The organism is Limosilactobacillus mucosae DSM 13345 (assembly GCF_001436025.1).
GTDB classification, from domain to species: domain Bacteria; phylum Bacillota; class Bacilli; order Lactobacillales; family Lactobacillaceae; genus Limosilactobacillus; species Limosilactobacillus mucosae.
The window spans coordinates 1-2,248 of the sequence record NZ_AZEQ01000052.1; the positions used below are offsets into that span (position 1 = coordinate 1).

At 45.2% G+C, this 2,248-nt stretch carries 3 protein-coding genes; 2 read left to right on the forward strand and 1 reads right to left on the reverse strand.

The window, feature by feature from the left end; genetic code table 11:
- Window positions 1-104 precede the first annotated feature (104 nt).
- Entirely contained in the window at window positions 105-290 is a 186-nt protein-coding gene (locus FC47_RS10075) for a hypothetical protein (RefSeq protein WP_056968810.1), read from the forward strand.
- 182 nt (window positions 291-472) lie between these two features.
- Here the strand turns inward: FC47_RS10075 and FC47_RS10080 are convergent, their stop codons facing one another.
- Window positions 473-1,405, reverse strand: coding sequence for a tyrosine-type recombinase/integrase (locus tag FC47_RS10080; RefSeq protein WP_056968811.1), 933 nt, complete (start codon window positions 1,403-1,405; stop codon window positions 473-475).
- Between the two features lie 144 nt (window positions 1,406-1,549).
- On the opposite strand from FC47_RS10080, the gene FC47_RS10085 reads away from it, so the two are divergent.
- On the forward strand, window positions 1,550-2,248 hold a 699-nt coding region (locus tag FC47_RS10085; RefSeq protein ID WP_162258427.1), incomplete at its 3' end, for a KxYKxGKxW signal peptide domain-containing protein.

The following is a 2,248-nucleotide window of genomic DNA, read 5'->3' on the forward strand; positions in this document are numbered from 1 at the left end:
CTATCACTACAACGTAGCTTCAAATGGCAGGGAAAATTAGCGGTATAATAACCTTTGATAAAGATCCAGATACTAGCAATTGATGAAAAAGAAGGGAAAACATAGTGAATTCTAATAGGGTAAACCCAGAAATTATGGTTAATCAAAAGAGCAGGAACCACGAAAAAGACGGCAAAATAGATTTCTACGAAAGCCAAGCCGCATTACAGGGTAAGACTGAATTTGAGAATGGTCAGGTAGAGACGATCGGTAATATTGACGATTTAGATAAATGGTTGGATAATCTATAGGGCTTTAGGGTTACGATCCTAGCGTAGTTGCAGCTACGCCATTAGCCGAATGGCAAACAAAAAGATTTGTAAAATCAATCACACCACTAGTTGTTGATGCAGTGTATCGTTGCAGAGATACATGATAGGTAATAGAAAAGGGCACTGTGCAGATTCGCGTACAGTGTCCTTTTTGTATAGTCTTATGCCAGCTTGGAGAGGTGCTGTAAGACCTTATCCGTGTCTTTGTTCTCCAGCTCTTGAATGATATGAATATAAGTCTGCTGAGTCGTGGTAGTGTTGGCGTGGCCAAGCCATTTGGCAACACTGGCGATTGAAACGCCCTCATATAAGAGTAATGAAGCGTGCGTATGACGCAGACCGTGGATTGAGATTACGGGGATTCCACAAGCCTTGCAGTAGCGGTTCAAGATATTATTGATCGTTGAGTTATAGACTCGTTTACCCTTGGAAACAAAAATAGGCTGATGTGGTTGCTTATCCTTAATCAGTTGCCGAAACTGGTTCATAGTTTTCCAGTCCAGCATGACGGTTCGATTCGATGACTTGTTTTTAGTCGGCTGAAACTTGCCATGCCTACTCTTATAGTCCCAAGATTTGTTGATCGTCAGCTCCTGCGTCTCAAAATTAAAGTCCTCAGGCGTTAGTCCCAATGCCTCGGCATAACGCAAGCCGGTCTTGGCCACCAATAGGATAAACCAGTCCCAGTTTAGCTCTGGACCTAAATTAAGATGTTTTAAAAGAGTTTGGAGTTCGTACATGCTTAGGTACTTGGTCTTCTTACGTTGCTTCTTGGCGATTCCTTTGATGATAATTCGTCGGGTTGGGTCTTTTTCTAGGAGACCATCATCAACAGCGTCCACTAGACTGGCTCGCAAATGATGATGAAAATCCAGGACGGTTTTGCGTTCATGCGTTTCAGCATAGCGATTGATCAGATCCTGGTACGTCCGCCGGTTGAGTTGGTTCAGATGCAGGTCGGGGGCTAACTCGCGAAGTTTGCGTTGCGCCAGGTAATACTTGTCTAAGGTGATCGGTCGAATAGCATTCTCTTTATACAGGGCAATCCATTGCTTGTAATACTTATAGAAAAGTTTGGTGCTGTATCGGGTCATAGATAATTCCTCTCAAAATAAAAAAATTTTGGTGATTTTTTAGAAACGTTGCTACACGGGCATTTGGTCGATGTGGCGAAACTTGTATTAATCACCTAAATGAGCATACTTCTCCATATATCATTTAATAAAGGAGAGAATCGCATGATTAATCTTGAGAAAAAGACGTCGCAACCAGTCGAAGCCGAAATGCACTATAAGATGTATAAAGACGGCAAGAAGCTGGTTACGGCCGGGATTACGACTCTGATGTTCAGTGGTTTCGTTCTGGGGACGCAGACCACGGCACACGCTGATACGACTTCAGATACCAGCTCTGATGGCGGTCAGGCACAAGCAACTACAGGTGGGAACGCCGTTACGCAGACCACTGCGGCTTCAGCCGCCAGCGCCAATACCGCTTCACAAGCTGGGACGATCACTCAGCCGGTCAATGTTGACTCATCAGCCTTGGATCAAGCTGTTGAAGCGGCCAAGCAGGTTGGACTGAACCCAACGCAAAAGCCAACTACTTCCTCAACCGTTGCACCAAGCGAAGTTGACTCAGCCAAGGCTCAGATCGAAAGCGACTACGCCAGCCAGGCGGCCAAGCTGAATGAAGCCACGGAACAGCAACAGACCATTAACAAGTACAACGGTGCCAATGGCGATCATACCGCCTTAGATGAGGCAGTTAAGAAGGCCCAAAACACACCAGGTTTGTCGGTCAAGCAAGACGAAACCAAGACTTCAACGTTCCAAGCAAGCGATAAGTCAGGAATCGCCAACTGGGAAAAATCTACGGCTTCTGACTACGCTTCACAAGTCGATGCCATCAACAAAGCTATCGATGCTCAGAAGCAA